The 15,190-nt window shown below is 62.7% G+C and carries 12 protein-coding genes; 9 read left to right on the top strand and 3 right to left on the bottom strand.

The features are described 5' to 3' along the window. The first annotated feature begins 102 nt into the window (after window positions 1-102). The 9 genes from purU to ACS4RR_RS01445 all read left to right on the top strand — a co-directional run bounded on the left by purU (window position 103) and on the right by ACS4RR_RS01445 (window position 12,232). On the top strand, window positions 103-987 hold the full coding sequence (purU, locus tag ACS4RR_RS01405; protein WP_018070299.1) for a formyltetrahydrofolate deformylase: 885 nt from the start codon (window positions 103-105) through the stop codon (window positions 985-987). 120 nt (window positions 988-1,107) lie between these two features. Beyond that, complete coding sequence (locus tag ACS4RR_RS01410) at window positions 1,108-4,029, top strand: aminotransferase (RefSeq protein WP_456189610.1); 2,922 nt, start codon at window positions 1,108-1,110, stop codon at window positions 4,027-4,029. A 522-nt stretch (window positions 4,030-4,551) separates the two neighbouring features. Continuing rightward, entirely contained in the window at window positions 4,552-4,746 is a 195-nt protein-coding gene (locus tag ACS4RR_RS01415; RefSeq protein WP_003544544.1) for a hypothetical protein, read from the top strand. Window positions 4,747-4,978: 232 nt separating this feature from the next. After that, complete coding sequence (locus tag ACS4RR_RS01420; RefSeq protein WP_260109831.1) at window positions 4,979-5,974, top strand: P1 family peptidase; 996 nt, start codon at window positions 4,979-4,981, stop codon at window positions 5,972-5,974. A 56-nt stretch (window positions 5,975-6,030) separates the two neighbouring features. Further along, window positions 6,031-6,951 (top strand): LysR substrate-binding domain-containing protein, encoded by a 921-nt coding sequence (locus ACS4RR_RS01425; protein WP_260109830.1) that lies wholly within the window; start codon window positions 6,031-6,033, stop codon window positions 6,949-6,951. Window positions 6,952-7,101: 150 nt separating this feature from the next. Continuing rightward, the gene (locus ACS4RR_RS01430) at window positions 7,102-8,631 is read left to right on the top strand and encodes an ABC transporter substrate-binding protein (protein WP_260111088.1); all 1,530 of its coding nucleotides are present in this window, start codon (window positions 7,102-7,104) and stop codon (window positions 8,629-8,631) included. A gap of 322 nt (window positions 8,632-8,953) precedes the next feature. Beyond that, the gene (locus ACS4RR_RS01435) at window positions 8,954-9,901 is read left to right on the top strand and encodes an ABC transporter permease (protein ID WP_260111087.1); all 948 of its coding nucleotides are present in this window, start codon (window positions 8,954-8,956) and stop codon (window positions 9,899-9,901) included. A gap of 3 nt (window positions 9,902-9,904) precedes the next feature. Beyond that, window positions 9,905-10,768, top strand: coding sequence for an ABC transporter permease (locus ACS4RR_RS01440; RefSeq protein ID WP_260109829.1), 864 nt, complete (start codon window positions 9,905-9,907; stop codon window positions 10,766-10,768). Window positions 10,769-10,804: 36 nt separating this feature from the next. Continuing rightward, on the top strand, window positions 10,805-12,232 hold the full coding sequence (locus ACS4RR_RS01445; protein ID WP_456189611.1) for an amidase: 1,428 nt from the start codon (window positions 10,805-10,807) through the stop codon (window positions 12,230-12,232). Between the two features lie 68 nt (window positions 12,233-12,300). Here the strand turns inward: ACS4RR_RS01445 and ACS4RR_RS01450 are convergent, their stop codons facing one another. The 3 genes from ACS4RR_RS01450 to ACS4RR_RS01460 all read right to left on the bottom strand — a co-directional run bounded on the left by ACS4RR_RS01450 (window position 12,301) and on the right by ACS4RR_RS01460 (window position 15,082). Further along, window positions 12,301-13,158, bottom strand: coding sequence for a C40 family peptidase (locus ACS4RR_RS01450; RefSeq protein WP_260109827.1), 858 nt, complete (start codon window positions 13,156-13,158; stop codon window positions 12,301-12,303). Between the two features lie 11 nt (window positions 13,159-13,169). Continuing rightward, entirely contained in the window at window positions 13,170-13,520 is a 351-nt protein-coding gene (locus tag ACS4RR_RS01455; RefSeq protein WP_064247479.1) for a MarR family transcriptional regulator, read from the bottom strand. A 170-nt stretch (window positions 13,521-13,690) separates the two neighbouring features. Further along, the gene (locus ACS4RR_RS01460; protein WP_456189612.1) at window positions 13,691-15,082 is read right to left on the bottom strand and encodes a leucyl aminopeptidase family protein; all 1,392 of its coding nucleotides are present in this window, start codon (window positions 15,080-15,082) and stop codon (window positions 13,691-13,693) included. Window positions 15,083-15,190: the final 108 nt, after the last annotated feature.

Genomic DNA, 15,190 nt, shown 5'->3' on the forward strand with positions numbered 1-15,190 from the left:
TCTCTTGCAATTTGTCGCATGAATGAAAGTGCGCCGGCCTATTCGCGGCCCGGGCTTTGATCTAAGCACAGCGGCGGCCTTGGAGAGGGAAGAGGGAAAGACATGACAAGTTACGTATTGACGGTATCCTGCAAGTCGACGCGCGGCATCGTGGCGGCGATTTCGAGCTATCTGGCCGACAAGGGCTGCAACATCGTCGACAGCTCGCAGTTCGACGATCTCGACACCGGCAGGTTCTTCACACGGGTGAGCTTCATCTCCGAGGAAGGCGTGCCGCTTGCCGAACTCAAGGAAGGCTTCGAGCCGATCTGCAAGCGGTTTGCCATGGATGCCGAGATCCATGACGGCAACGCCCGCATGAAGGTGCTGCTGATGGTGTCGCGCTTCGGCCATTGCCTCAACGACCTGCTCTACCGCTGGAAGATCGGCGCCCTGCCGATCGACATCGTCGGCGTCGTCTCCAACCATTTCGATTACCAGAAGGTCGTGGTCAACCACGACATCCCCTTCCACCACATCAAGGTGACGAAGGAGAACAAGCTGCAGGCCGAAGGCCAGATCATGGATATCGTCGAACAGACCGGCACGGAGCTGATCGTACTGGCGCGCTACATGCAGGTGCTTTCGGATGCGATGTGCCAAAAGATGTCTGGCCGGATCATCAATATCCATCATTCCTTCCTGCCGAGCTTCAAGGGCGCCAACCCTTACAAGCAGGCCTATCAACGCGGCGTGAAGCTGATCGGCGCGACGGCGCATTACGTCACCGCCGATCTCGACGAAGGCCCGATCATCGAGCAGGACACGGCGCGCATCACCCATGCGCAGTCGCCCGACGACTATGTCTCGATCGGCCGCGACGTCGAAAGCCAGGTGCTGGCGCGGGCCATCCATGCCCATATCCATCACCGCACCTTCCTGAACGGCAACCGCACCGTGGTCTTCCCGGCAAGCCCCGGCGGTTACGCCTCCGAACGCATGGGTTGAGCGTCGCCTAGACCCTGCATCTCTTTTGCTGGCGAATGACAATCTCCCGTTGCCTGCCAGCGGCAAGTACTCGATTATCTCCTTCAATAGGTAATCGAATCATGCAGCGGGAGGGGTGCCATGACCGACGAGGCGCTTGTTGATCGCATGGCGCTGCCGCGTCCCGACGTCACCGCCAGCGACGCGGAAGAGATCCTCCTTGCTCATTACAGCCTCTCCGGCACGCTTACCGAACTCGGCAGCCAGCAGGATCGAAACTATCGCGTCGATAGCGATCGTGGCCGCTACGTCCTGAAGATCTGCCATGCAGCCTACGAGATCCGCGAGCTCGAAGCACAGAATGCGGCGATCCATCACCTCAAAAGCAGGAAAGATGCGCCGCGCGTTCCGCAGGTGATCCGCAGCAATGAGGGGCGGGAGATCGTCGTCCTTACCGTGCGTGGGCAGGGCTATCAGGTCCGGCTGCTGGAATATCTGGAAGGCCAGGGGCTGACGGAGCTGACCTATCTGGCGCCGGCTTCCGTTGCAGCCCTCGGCGCGCTCTGCGCCAGGCTGGCGCGGGCGCTTGCCGATTTCGACCATCCCGGTCTCGACCGCAGCCTGCAATGGGATCTCAGGCGCGCCGGGCCGGTCGCGGTGCAGCTGCTGTCCGCGATCACCGATAGTGCGGCACGCGACCGGATCGCCAAGACCATGGTGATGGCCATTCGCCGCATCCAGCCGTTGGCGCCATCGCTTCGGCTGCAGGCCGTGCATCATGACGTCACCGGCGACAATGTCGTCGGCCACCGCGACGCCCGTGGCCATACCATTCCCGACGGGGTGATCGATTTCGGCGATATCATCCGCGGCTGGCTGGTCGGCGACCTCGCCGTTACATGCGCTTCGCTGCTGCATCAGGCGGATGGCGACCCTTTTCATATCCTGCCGGCCGTCACCGCCTATCAGGCGATCTATCCGCTGACCGGCGAGGAGCTGAAGGCGCTCTGGCCGTTGACCGTCGCACGCGCGGTCATTCTGGTTGCCAGCAGCGAGCAGCAGATTTCGGTCGATCCGGATAATGACTATGTCCGCGGCAATCTCGAGCACGAGCGGGCGATCTTCGATACGGCGATGTCCGTTCCCTTCGAACTCATGGAAGCCGCGATCCTCAGGGCGGCCGGCGCAAATGTCGCCGCCCCGGAAGCATCGGGTTGGCTGCCGTTGCTGCCGGACATCGATCCCGCCGGGATCGCCTATGTCGATCTTGGGGTGCGGAGCCCGCATTTTTCCGCCGGCAACTGGCTAAATGCCGACATGGACTGGCGGCTGCTTGCCCGTGTGGCAACCGAAAACGGCACGGCAGCGACGCGCTACGGCGAATATCGGCTTTCCCGTGCGGGAACCGCGAAGGGACAGGCGACCTGCGCCCTGCATGTCGACATATGCCTTGCCGCAGGCAGCGCGATTGCAGCGCCCTTTGCCGGCCGTATCGCCTGGAAGGACCAGCATCTGACGCTCGCCAGCGGCGGCATGACCCTGCATCTCGATGGGCTCGACCTGTCGGTCGAGGATGGAGCCCAGATTGCCGCCGGCGATCCGCTTGGCACGGTTACCGGAGAGGCGTCGTCGCTCGGCGGGCTGCGCGTCCAGCTTTGCAGCGTCGCCGGTCTCGAACCGCCGCTCTTTTCCACACCCCGCGCGGCGGCGGCCTGGTCGGTGCTCTGCCCTTCGCCCTCGCTGCTTCTCAGCCCGCAAGCGGATGCGCCGCAACCTGATACCGCCGCGCTCTTCGCCAGGCGGCGGGCGCATCTCGCGAGGCCGCAGAAGAACTATTACGCGGCGCCGCCGCAGATCGAACGCGGCTGGAAGGAGCATTTGTTCGATGTCGAAGGCCGCGCCTATCTCGACATGGTCAACAACGTCACCACCCTCGGCCACGGCCATCCCAGGTTCGCGGCAGCAATCCACGCCCAATGGCTGCGGCTCAACACGAATTCGCGCTTCCACTATGCCGCAATCACCGAATTTTCCGAACGCCTCGCCGCCTTGGCGCCGGACGGGCTCGACGCGGTCTTCCTGGTCAACAGCGGCTCGGAGGCGAACGATCTGGCGCTACGGCTGGCGCAAGCCCATAGCGGCGCGCGCAACATGCTCTGCCTGCTCGAAGCCTATCATGGCTGGTCGGCGGCAAGCGATGCCGTCTCGACCTCGATCGCCGACAATCCAAAGGCACTGACCACCCGGCCGGACTGGGTGCATACCGTCGTTTCGCCGAACACCTATCGCGGCGACTTCCGTGGTCCCGATACGGCAGCGGATTATCTCGGCATGGCGACGCCGGTGCTGGAGGCAATTGATGCTGCGAGCGAAGGCCTTGCGGGCTTCATCTGCAGATCGGTCTACGGCAATGCCGGTGGCATCCCGCTGCCGGACGGTTATCTCAGGGAAATCTATGCGCAGGTGCGCGCCCGTGGTGGCCTCTGCATCGCCGATGAGGTGCAGGTCGGCTATGCCAGGCTCGGGCATTATTTCTGGGGCTTCGAGCAGCAAGGGGTCGTGCCCGATATCATCACCGTCGCCAAGGGCATGGGCAACGGCCATCCGCTCGGCGCCGTCATCACCACGCGGGAGATTGCGCAATCGCTGGAGAAGGAGGGCACTTTCTTTTCCTCCACCGGCGGCAGCCCGGTCAGCTGCATCGCCGGCATGACGGTGCTCGACCTCATGGCCGAGGAAAAGCTGCAGGAAAATGCCCGGACGGTCGGCGATCATCTGAAGGCGCGGCTCGCCGCGCTGATCGACCGCCATCCGATTGCGGGCTCCGTGCACGGCATAGGCCTCTATCTCGGCCTCGAATTCGTCCGCGACAGAACGACGCTGGAGCCGGCGACCGAAGAGACGGCTGCCATCTGCGACCGGCTTCTCGAACTCGGCGTCATCATGCAGCCGACCGGCGATCACCAGAATGTGCTGAAGATCAAACCGCCACTCTGCATCAGCATCGACAGCGCGGATTTCTTCGCGGACATGCTGGAGAAGGTACTCGAAGAGGGCTGGTGACACAGGGCTTCCGGCATTAACCAAATCGGTCATTTCGAGGCATGTCGATTTTTAATGAAACAGGCCATTGCTTGATACGGCAAGGCTTCCTATGTCTGCCGCGGTGATCGATCGAACTTCCGATTCTGTCATGCGAATTTAACGAAAGACTGATATGTTTCTTTCTGTAAGTTCGGACTGCGACGGAATGAATTTTTTCGGATCGTCGATATTTTGACACGTTTCGGAATATGTTTCTGACAGGCTATAGGGTAATCTCTACCAAGTTAGTAGATTATCGAAGACAGCCTTCACCGATTCCGGGCTCTACCGGGACCTCTCAAGTGCAACGCCAACATAAGGAACGAGCATGATAGACATCGATATTCTCGCCGATCTCCTTGGGCGATCTGTGCTTGGCAATGACCGTCCGGGCGCCCTCTCCCGCCCGAACTGTCGAATGTGACGTTCGTCCTCCTTTCAACGGTACCAGACAAGTCAATTCGCCATGGCTGCGCATGTTGCGCGGCAGGAGTTCTATCTATGAAGAAGCAAGTTATCGAATACGCAGGCGTTCCCGTCGGGATCGTCATTCCCGATGAAGATCGGCTGAAGTTCATCGCCGTGAAATTTCATGTCCACGACCTCGACGAGCAGCGCTTCGGCTCGCCGGACGAGGTGCGGCTGGCTATCCATGACCTGATGACCCGCCGTCATCCGAAGCCGCTTCATGCCTGAGGACATGAGGCCGCAATCAGCATTCACGGCTTTTCGTAATGTCCGACCGGTCCCGCCAAATGGGGCCGGTCTTGTTTTTTGAGGGCATTACAGCGCCGCGCGTCTTTATCAGACGCGCAAAGGACGCTGTAACGCTTTGAATTTCTGCATAATTTTATCCTTAAATCGATTCCGATTTAAGGAATTATGCAGTACAGTCCTACCGGCCGCCTTTCCGGATAAGGATCCGCCCTTGCCCGATCTTCTGAACCTCATTACCGACATCGAAGGCGTTTCCGTCGGCCATGCGACCGACCTTGCGCTCGGTTCCGGTGTCACGGTCATCGTCTTCGACGAACCGGCCGTCGCATCCGGCACCGTGCTCGGCGGCGCGCCCGGCGGGCGCGACACCGCCCTGCTCGATCCGTCGATGACCGTCAATGCCGTGGATGCCTTCGTGCTCTCCGGCGGCTCTGCCTTCGGGCTGGATGCCGCCGGCGGCGTGCAGGCGGGCCTGCGCGAACTCGGCCGCGGCTTTGCAGTCGGGTCGGTGCGTATTCCGATTGTGCCGCAGGCAATCCTGATGGACCTGCTGAACGGCGGCGACAAGGATTGGGGCCTTCACTCGCCTTATCGCGACATGGGCTATGCGGCGTTGAAGGCGGCCGCCAAGGGCGCATTCGCGCTCGGCACGACAGGCGCCGGCACAGGGGCGACGACGGCCACCGTCAAGGGCGGGCTTGGCTCAGCCAGCGCCGTCAGCAGCGCCGGGCACCGCGTCGCGGCAATCGTCGCCGTCAATGCGCTCGGCTCGGCGACGATCGGCGACGGGCCACATTTCTGGGCGGCGCCTTTCGAGAAAGACGCGGAATTCGGCGGGCTCGGCATGCCTGATGTGACCGACCACCGGATGCGGCTCAAGGGCATGAACACCCCGGCGACGACGATCGGCGCTGTCGTGACCGATGCGCAGCTGACGAAGGCCGAAGCGCATCGGCTTTCGCTCGCCGGCCATGACGGCCTCGCCCGGGCACTGCTGCCGGCGCACCTGCCGCTCGACGGCGACACCGTCTTTGCCGCTTCGACGGCCAAGCATCGAAGAGACGATATGGCGAGCCTGATGGAGCTTTGCCATCTCGCGACTATCGTCATGGCGCGGGCGATCGCCCGAGGGGTCTACGCGGCGACCGCGCTGCCGGCCGAGGACGCGCAAAAGGCTTGGCGCGACCGCTATGCGAGCAGCGGCTGATTGAATAGGGTCAGACTCTCTACAGATCCAATATGCCGAATGGCGGAGAGACGTGAATGCAGATCCGGGCGCTGATGTATTTCGACGAGTTGGTCAGGACCAATTCGATGCGCCAGGCGGCCGAGAATCTCAATGTCGCGCCGACGGCGATCAGCCGGCAGATCGAGAACCTCGAATATCATTTCGGTGCGCCGCTCGTCGAACGCAGCGCCCGCGGCGTCAAGCTGACGGCCGCCGGCGAGTTGCTTGCCGCCCGCGCCGGCCGGACGCTGCGCGAACTCGATCACGTACAGCAGCTGATCGAAGACTTGAAGGGCCTGCAGCGCGGCCGCGTCAGCATCTATGCCAATGGCGCGACCGTCGCCAATCTGCTGGCGCCGGCGCTCGCCGAATTCAGCCTGAAATATCCGAAGCTGCGCTTTGCCGTGACGATCACCAGCGCGCGGCAGGCGGTCGACGCCGTCAACAGCGCCGAGGCGGATATTGCGGTGACGCTGTTTGCGCCTCCTATGTCCGGCACCAAGGTGCGGCTGCGCTCCGAGATCGCCTATGACCTCATCACCACGCCGCAGCATCCGGCCGCTGCGCATGCCGAGATCCCGCTGAGGACGCTCGCCGACTACGCCTTGGCACTGCCGGATCAATCCTTCGGCTTCCGCCAGGCCTTCGACGCGCTGCTCGAGAAGGAGGGGCTGAGCCTCGATCCCGTCTTCGTCACCAGCTCTCTCGAAATGCTGAAGGAACTGGTGCTCAGAGGGGCTGCCGCAACGCTGCTGCCGGCGTTGACTGTTCGCCGTGAGATTGAAGCGCGTCAGCTCCTTGCCATTCCGCTCGCCGGCAAGACCGGCATCCGCACCCATGTCGATCTTTGCGTGGCGCCGGACCGGCAGCTGTCCTACGCGGCGACGAAACTCCTCGACTTCATCGAGAGGTTCATGCGCGAGCGCACCAACCGCCGGGCCGAGACGAAAGACTGACGCTTCGAGCTTGCATTGCCCGCAGATTTACGGTGTAGCTTTTTTGGCTACACTGAGGACACAAAATCGTCATTGTGTGTGCACCGGCATAGTGTCACTCTCCTCGCAAAAGGTCTTCGTCATCGACGCGCGGCCAGATAAGGGAACATGATGACCAAGCTTTCGTTTGCGCCTTCAGCGCGTTTCTTCAGGCGGCTTTCGCTCGGTGCCGCGCTTTCGGCCGGCCTGGTGATGACGGCGATGACGCCGGCCGAGGCGGCGAAGACCACGCTCAATCTCGGCATGAGCGTCGAGCCGACCGGTCTCGACCCGACGATCGCAGCACCGGTCGCGATCGGCCAAGTGACCTGGCAGAGCGTGTTCGAGGGGCTGGTGACGATCGACCAGGCCGGCAAGATCCAGCCGCAACTGGCGAAAAGCTGGGAAATCTCGCCCGATGGCCTGACCTATACGTTCAAGCTGCAGACCGGCGTCAAATTCCATGACGGCGAGGCCTTCGATGCCGCGAGCGCCAAGTTTTCGCTGGACCGCGCCCGCGGCGCCGATTCGGTTAATCCGCAGAAACGCTTCTTCGCCTCGATCGCCTCGATCGACACGCCTGATGCCGAAACGCTGGTGCTGCATCTCTCGGCACCGACCGGCAGCCTGGTCTACTGGCTCGGCTGGCCGGCCTCAGTGATGGTCGCACCGAAGACGGCTGCCGACGACAAGACGACGCCAGTGGGCACCGGTCCGTTCAAATTCGCCAGCTGGGCGAAGGGCGACAAGGTCGAACTCACCAGGAATGCCGATTATTGGAACAAGGATGCGGCCGCCAAACTCGACACGGTGACCTTCCGCTTCATCGCCGATCCGCAGGCGCAGGCGGCTGCGCTGAAATCCGGCGATCTCGATGCCTTCCCGGAATTTGCCGCACCTGAGCTGATGAGTTCCTTCGACGGTGATGCGAGGCTCGTCACCAGGATCGGCAATACCGAGCTCAAGGTCGTTGCCGGCATGAACACTGCCAAGAAGCCTTTCGACGACAAACGCGTCCGCCAGGCGCTGATGATGGCGATTGACCGCAAGACGGTGATCGACGGCGCGTGGTCCGGCCTCGGCATGCCGATCGGCAGCCATTACACGCCGAACGATCCGGGCTATCAGGACATGACCAATGTGCTGCCCTACGACGTCGAGAAGGCGAAGGCGCTGCTCGCCGAAGCCGGCTACCCCAACGGCTTTACCTTTACGATCAAATCGCCGCAGATGGCCTATGCGCCGCGCAGCGCCCAGGTGATGCAGGCGATGTTTGCCGAGATCGGCGTGACGATGAATATCGAGCCGACCGAATTTCCGGCGAAGTGGGTCCAGGACATCATGAAGGACCGCAACTTCGACATGACGATCGTTGCCCATGCCGAACCGCTCGACATCGACATCTATTCCCGCGATCCCTATTATTTCAATTACAAGAACCCTGCTTTCAACGCGCTGATGAAGAAGGTCCAGGAGACCGCCGATCCCGCCGCGCAGAATGCGATCTACGGCGAAGCGCAGAAGATCCTCGCCGAGGACGTGCCGGCGCTCTACCTCTTCGTCATGCCGAAACTCGGCGTCTGGGATAGCAAGCTGAAGGGCCTGTGGGAGAACGAGCCGATCCCTTCCAACGTGCTGTCTGGTGTTTCCTGGGACGAGTGAGCGAACAGGTCAGGCGGGATGCGATGAGGTGATGGCCTTGGAGAAATCCGACATGCATTTAGCCGATATGACGCACAGCCCTCTCCTTCCTCACAAGTCAGTTCAGTTCGGGCCGACATTGTTTGGTTTCGCTGGCGGATGGCATTCCTGGTGCGGGCGCCTGCGTCATGAATAGCTCCTTCCGCCCGCCCCACCCTCCGTCATGCTCGGCCTTGAGCCGAGCATCCACACCGCATCCATCAGCAGCAATGGCATGGATCCCAGGCTCAAGGCCTGGGATGACGGAGAGTGGAGTTGCCAGAACGGCGAGCGGACCTATCATATGATCCCAATCCTCGCCCGCCGCTTCACCGGTCTCCTCGTCACACTGATCGTCGTCTCGCTGCTGATCTTCACCGTCATGGACCTTCTGCCCGGCGATCCCGCCTCGATCATGCTCGGCACCTCGGCGACACCGGAAACGCTTGCCGCGCTGCGCCACGATCTCGGGCTCGATCAACCGCTGCTGCTGCGTTACGGGCAATGGTTGACCGGCGTGCTCTCCGGCAATCTCGGCAATTCGCTAACCTATGGCGTACCGGTCGCGGGGTTGATCATCGAGCGGCTAGCGGTAACGCTGCCGCTGGCGCTGATGGCGATCGCGCTTTCGGTGGCGATTGCCTTGCCGCTCGGCGTGCTGGCCGCCTCGCGCCGCGGCGGCATCTTCGACATCATCGGAACCCTTTTTTCGCAGATCAGCATTGCGATGCCCGCCTTCTGGGTGGCGCTGCTGTTGATCATTCTGTTTTCGACGATGCTCGGGCTGATGCCGGCTGGCGGCTTCCCGGGCTGGAGTGCCGGCCTGCTGCCGGCGCTGCAGGCGCTGGTTATGCCCGCTGTCGCGCTGGCGATGCCGCAGGCGGGCGTGTTGACGCGGGTGGCGCGCTCGGCGGTGCTCGACACGATGCATGAGGATTTTGCCCGCACTGCCGTCGCCAAGGGACTGTCACGCAGTGCGGTGCTGTGGCGCCATATCGTGCCGAATGCGATGATCCCGATCCTGACGATGATCGGGCTGCAATTCACCTTTCTCGTCGCCGGCGCGGTGCTGGTGGAAAACGTCTTCAACCTGCCCGGCCTCGGGCGGCTCGCGCTACAGGCGCTCTCCCAGCGCGACGTCATCGTCATGCAGGACGTCGTGCTGTTCTTCGCAGGCCTGGTCATCGTGATGAATTTCATTGTCGATCTCTCCTATCTGGCGATCGATCCCAGGATGAGAAAGGCGGCCTGAACCATGGTACCGATTGCATCCCCCGCGATCGCCGGCCGCCATCGAGTCTTTAGACTTAGCCGGCGAATGAACTTGATTGCTGGGACTGTCATCATCGGCCTGCTGGTCGCCGTTGCGCTGCTGTCGCTCGTCTGGACGCCGCTGCCGCCGGCGAAAATGCAGATCATCCACAAATTGCAGCCGCCGCTTGCCTTCGGTCTGCTCGGCACGGACCAGTTCGGCCGCGATGTGCTTTCGATGCTGATGGCGGGCTGCTGGAATTCGCTGTCGATCGCCATCACCGCGGTGATGATCGGCGGGGCGCTAGGCTCGATCGCCGGCATTTCGGCGGCGGCGATCCGCGGTCCGTTCGAAGCACTGCTGATGCGCATCTGCGACGTCATCTTCGCGCTTCCACCGATCCTGTCCGCCATGATGCTCGGCGCCTTTCTCCGGCCAGGGCGGTTCACCGCGATCACCGCGATTGCCGTCTTCATGATCCCGGTCTTTGCCCGGGTGACGCTTGCGACCTCGCTGCAGGCCTGGAGCCGCGACTATGTGACGGCGGCGCGCGCGATCGGTAATACGCGACTGACCATTTCGCTGCGCCATGTGCTGCCGAATATCATGAGCCAGATCATCGTGCATGGCGCGATCCAGCTGGGGCTGGCAATCCTCACCGAAGCGGGTCTCAGCTTCCTCGGGCTTGGCATAGCGCCGCCGGCGCCGACCTGGGGCCGGATGCTTGCCGATGCGCAAACCTATCTGGCGCTCGCCCCCTGGCTGGCGATCCTGCCCGGTCTTGCCATCGCGCTCACCGTCTTCGGCTTCAACATGCTCGGCGACGGTTTGCGCGATCTGCTCGATCCGCGCGAGGCGAGCCGCTGATGTCCTCCCAAGACGAAAAGCCCGAAAGACCATGCCATGACCGAAACCGACCTTACCATTCGCGAACTCAGTCAGCACTTCGCCGATAAAAGCCTCTCCCCTCTCGAATACTGGCTTTCCCTCGAAGACCATATCGCGGCCTGGGAGCCTTCGATTTCGGCACTCTACCTCTACGATCCGGAATCGGCGCGCGCCCAGGCGAAAGCGTCGACGGAGCGCTGGGCGAAGGGAGAAACGCTTGGCGCCCTGGACGGCATCCCGGTAACGCTGAAAGAGCTGATCGCCACGAAGGGCCAGCCGGTTCCGCTCGGCACGAGGGCAGTGGAACTGAAGCCGGCAGAGGCCGACGCACCGGCCGCGGCCCGACTGCGGGAAGACGGCGCGGTGATCTTCGCCAAGACCACCTGCCCCGATTACGGCATGCTTTCCTCCGGGCTTTCGAGCTTTCATCCTCTCAGCCGCAATCCCTGGAACACCACGCAAAATCCCGGCGGATCGAGCGCCGGGGCTTCCGCAGCGGCGGCCGCCGCCTACGGACCGCTGCATATCGGCACCGATATCGGCGGCTCGGTGCGCCTTCCCGCCGGTTGGACCGGCATCTTCGGTTTCAAGCCGAGCCACGGGCGCATTCCAGCCGATCCCTATTATGTCGGGCGCTGCGTCGGGCCGATGGCGCGCACGGTCGAGGATGCGGCCTTTTCGATGGCGACGCTGTCGCGCCCGGACTGGCGCGACGGCACCAGCCTGCCGCCGAACGATTTCAACTGGATGGATCTCGACATCGACGTGTCGGGCTTGAAGATCGGGCTGATGCTCGATGCCGGCTGCGGGCTTGCGGTGGACGACGAGATCAGGGTCGCGGTCGAAGCGGCGGCGCAACATTTCGAGAAGGCCGGCGCCACCATTATATCAGTGCAGCCGGTGCTGACGCGCGCGATGCTGGATGGCCTCGACAATTTCTGGCGGTCCCGGTTCTGGGGCGATATCGCGGACCTCGACGAAGAACGGCGCGACAGCATCCTGCCTTATATCAGGGATTGGGCGATGGGCGGCGCCGACATCAGCGGTGTCGATGCGGTCAAGGGCTTCAATCAGACGATCGAGATGCGCAAGAGCTGCGGACGGCTGTTCACCGAGGTCGACGCCGTGCTTTCGCCGACCAATCCGATCATCTCCTATCCGGCCGAATGGGCATCGCCGACCAACGATCCGGCCCTGCCGTTCGAGCACATCGGTTTCACGGTGCCGTGGAACATGTCTGAGCAGCCGGCTGCTTCGATCAATTGCGGTTTCTCCCGATCGGGCATGCCGATCGGCCTGCAGATCGTCGGGCCGCGTTTCGATGATCTGCGGGTGCTGAGACTGTCGAAAGCCTTCGAGGACTGGACGGGCGGGGTAAGATCCTGGCCGCGGCCTCCGACTACAGCGCCGCGCGTCTTTTCGGACGCGCAAAGGACGCTGTAGCACTTTGAATGGCTGCATAATTTTGTCCTTAAATCGATTCCGATTTAAGGAATTATGCAGTCAGCTGATCAGCTGATCGGGCGGCGATAGCCGGTCGGTTGCTCGTAGAGCCAGCCGATGCGCTCGACCGCGGCCGCGAAATTCTCGCGCGCCACCGTCATGCTGTGGCCATTGGCATGGAGGATCGTTTCCGGATCCTCGAAGACGGCGACATGGCCCTTCCAGAATACCAGGTCGCCACGGCGGATTTCGGATCGGTCGATCGGCTGGCCGAGGCCGGCCGCCTGCAGGTCGGTATCGCGCGGCGCAGCTCTGCCCGTCATCAGCATCGCCAGTTGGACAAGGCCGGAGCAATCGATGCCGAGGCCGGAGCGCCCGCCCCAGAGATAGGGCGTTTCCAGGAAACGGGCTGCGATCTCCACGTAATCGGCGCCATCGAGGGCACCGATCGGCTGGACGTGCTTGGCGAAGATTGCCGTTCCGTCATCGAGGACGACGTAGCGATTGCCCCGCGCTTCCGCCTCGCCGGCGACATGAACGCGGCTTCCCATCGACACGATGGCCTGGTAGGGCTTGCGCAGTTCCGGTTCCGGATAGACGAAGCTGCGTTGCACGGTGACGATATGGGTCGGCGCCGGCTTGCCTTCCAAGAGCGCATCTGCCGCGACATAACCGACATAGCCGTCCGAGGCGGCTTTCACCCAGCACCAGCCGTCGGCGCGATCGAAAACCGTCACGTCCTCGCCGAGAAGCAGCTCCGTATCGATGCCGCGCGCAAGATTCGGTTCAGGGCGTAAACCCACGACGGGAACGGCAACACGGGCCGGCGCGCCTTCCACGAAGCGCAACGCCTCGACCTTGCCCTCAAGCCTCGCTTCCGCGAGATCTGGTCTATAGGCATGCAGGCGGCGGTCGAGCATCGTCATTCGCATTCCTTTCAGATCGGCAGTCGGCGCGCCTGATCTCGGATGAGATCGCCGAGCTTTTCCAGGTAGAGCGCGCCGCCGACGGTACGCTTGATGATCACGTTGCGCCGGTCGGCATCGTCACGCACACGATCGACCAGGCCCATCTCGCCCATCGTATCCAAGGCGCGGGTAATGACCGGCTTGGTGACTTCAAGCGTGGCGGCAAGCCCGCGCACGGTGTGCGGCGGCGGCACCAGATAAATATGCAGCAGGATCGCCATCTGGCGCAACGTCAAATCGCGGTCATCGTGGCGGACCTGATCGAGCGCCGCGCCATGCCAGAGCCCCAGCGCCTGCGAGGCGGTCAGTTCGATCGGCACGGCCCCTCCGGAAGATCGTTACGCTAACGTTTCATTTTCCGGCAGTTGCCATGCACATGCAAGGGGCGCTGGAAATTGCCGCCCGGCAGGGTGAATAAAATTTTAACGATCGATAGCGAGGCGCAGCGCGTGAACACGCGGCGCGCCTCAACACTTTTTTGCGTATGGGCTCAGCGCAGGCTTTCGCGGATATGGTGAAAGAGCGCGCGGATCGCCTGTGCCTCGCCGCCGCCCGGCGAATGCGGCCGTTCGGACGGAGCCCAGCCGAAGATATCGAAATGCACCCAGCTCTTCGCCTTGCTGACGAAACGCTTGAGGAAGAGGGCCGCAGTGATCGCACCCGCCATGCCGCCGGCGGGTGCGTTGGTAAGGTCGGCGAACTTGGTGCGGATGTCCTTTTCGTAGCCGGAATAGAGCGGCAGGCGCCAGAGCGGATCGTCGGTTTCCAGGCTCGCTTCGGTCAGGTCATGCGCCAGATTGGCGTCATCGGTGAAGAAGGGCGGGAGGTCCGGACCGAGAGCAACGCGGGCGGCGCCGGTCAGCGTCGCCATGTCGATCAAGAGCTCGGGCTCTTCCTCATCGGCGTAGGCAAGCGCATCGGCAAGGATCAGACGGCCTTCGGCGTCGGTATTGTCGATCTGGACGGTCAGGCCTTTGCGGCTGCGGTAGATGTCGCCGGGCCGAAAAGCGTTGGACGAGATCGCGTTTTCGACGACCGGCACGATAACACGCAGGTCGACCTTCAGCTTGGCGTCCATGATCATCAGGGCAAACCCCATGACATTCGCCGCGCCGCCCATGTCTTTCTTCATCAGCAGCATGGAGGCGGCAGGTTTGATGTCGAGACCGCCGGTGTCGAAGCAGACGCCCTTGCCGACGAGCGTCACCTTGCGATGGCCCTTCTTGCCCCAGCGCAGTTCGAGAAGGCGTGGCGCATCGGCGCTGGCGCGGCCGACGGTATGGACCAGCGGGAAGTTCTGCGTGAGCAGGTCGTCGCCCGCAATCACCGATATCTCCGCCTTGTAATGTTCGGCCAGGCCACGGAAAACGGCCTCGAGTTGGTTCGGGCCCATGTCGTTCGTCGGCGTATTAATCAGGTCGCGGGCAAGAAAGACGCCAGCCAGTTGGCGCTTGATGTCGGCGGCGTCGGCATCGCGGGGGATCATCAGCGTCGCCGCCGCCGATTTTTCGGATTTGTAACGGTCGAAACGGTAGCTGCCGAGCCCGAAGCCGAGCGCCAGGCGATTTGCCGTCAGCGGCGCGGTCTCGATGTGCCAGTCGCCGGCCGGCAGCGCACGGGCGAGCCTGCCGGTGATGTATGGCTGCTCGGATGGGTTGGTGCCGAGGCCGTAAAGCGCGCCGCCGAGATGGCCCTCAGCCGTCGGGATCAGCAGCAGCGACCCGCTTTCGGCCTTGTAGCCTGCCCTCTGCGCCCAATCGAGCGCGATCGGATCGATCGTGCCGGTGTCGATATGGGCAGGCGTGACGGCAAAGATCGGCAGCGTCGAACCGCCCTTCGTGTTGAAAGGAGTCGGTCTCTCGATGAACTGATAGGGGGCCATGATTGTCCTTCGGCGGTCGTAAGGAATCGTTCCTTAACGGTCTGTTAGGGTTAACAGACTATTGCTGGAGCGAAGATTACGCGTCAAACCTTTCCCTGTTCCGCTTCG

The organism is Rhizobium zaerense (assembly GCF_051810725.1).
GTDB lineage: Bacteria > Pseudomonadota > Alphaproteobacteria > Rhizobiales > Rhizobiaceae > Rhizobium > Rhizobium leguminosarum_I.

What these genes read in the sequence shown, in the direction of transcription:
- purU (WP_018070299.1), top strand. Translation starts at nt 103, where the DNA reads ATGACAAGTTACGTATTGACGGTATCCTGCAAGTCGACGCGCGGCATC.
- ACS4RR_RS01410 (WP_456189610.1), top strand. Translation starts at nt 1,108, where the DNA reads ATGACCGACGAGGCGCTTGTTGATCGCATGGCGCTGCCGCGTCCCGAC.
- ACS4RR_RS01415 (WP_003544544.1), top strand. Translation starts at nt 4,552, where the DNA reads ATGAAGAAGCAAGTTATCGAATACGCAGGCGTTCCCGTCGGGATCGTC.
- ACS4RR_RS01425 (WP_260109830.1), top strand. Translation starts at nt 6,031, where the DNA reads ATGCAGATCCGGGCGCTGATGTATTTCGACGAGTTGGTCAGGACCAAT.
- ACS4RR_RS01430 (WP_260111088.1), top strand. Translation starts at nt 7,102, where the DNA reads ATGACCAAGCTTTCGTTTGCGCCTTCAGCGCGTTTCTTCAGGCGGCTT.
- ACS4RR_RS01435 (WP_260111087.1), top strand. Translation starts at nt 8,954, where the DNA reads ATGATCCCAATCCTCGCCCGCCGCTTCACCGGTCTCCTCGTCACACTG.
- ACS4RR_RS01440 (WP_260109829.1), top strand. Translation starts at nt 9,905, where the DNA reads ATGGTACCGATTGCATCCCCCGCGATCGCCGGCCGCCATCGAGTCTTT.
- ACS4RR_RS01445 (WP_456189611.1), top strand. Translation starts at nt 10,805, where the DNA reads ATGACCGAAACCGACCTTACCATTCGCGAACTCAGTCAGCACTTCGCC.
- ACS4RR_RS01450 (WP_260109827.1), bottom strand. Translation starts at nt 13,158, where the DNA reads ATGACGATGCTCGACCGCCGCCTGCATGCCTATAGACCAGATCTCGCG.
- ACS4RR_RS01460 (WP_456189612.1), bottom strand. Translation starts at nt 15,082, where the DNA reads ATGGCCCCCTATCAGTTCATCGAGAGACCGACTCCTTTCAACACGAAG.